Origin of the sequence: Methylobacterium sp. WL7 (assembly GCF_008040085.1) — a bacterium.
In the GTDB taxonomy this organism is placed as follows: domain Bacteria; phylum Pseudomonadota; class Alphaproteobacteria; order Rhizobiales; family Beijerinckiaceae; genus Methylobacterium; species Methylobacterium mesophilicum.
In genome coordinates this window covers 1-241 of sequence record NZ_VRVG01000429.1, presented here as the reverse complement: position 1 = coordinate 241, position 241 = coordinate 1, and the positions used below count along the sequence as shown (strand labels likewise).

The following is a 241-nucleotide window of genomic DNA, read 5'->3' as shown; positions in this document are numbered from 1 at the left end:
AGGCGGGCGAGTTCAAGCGCATCGGCAAGGACGGCCGCGAGATCTGGCTGCAGGCGACCTACAATCCGATCCTCGACCGCCGCGGCAAGCCGATCAAAGTCGTCAAGTTCGCCGCCGACGTCACCGCCGCGGTGCTGGAGCGCCGGCGCCGGGCCGACCTTCAGAGCGCCCTCGCGCGCGACCTCACCGCGATCGCGGAGGCCGCCTCCGGCGTCTCGCAGCAGGCCGGACAGGCCGCCCA

At 72.6% G+C, this 241-nt stretch carries 1 protein-coding gene; it reads left to right on the top strand.

All coding sequences use genetic code 11. The annotated features are described in order from the left end of the window. Positions 1-241 (top strand): PAS domain-containing protein (locus FV233_RS30060; protein ID WP_147899691.1); only part of this gene is annotated, 241 nt, incomplete at both ends.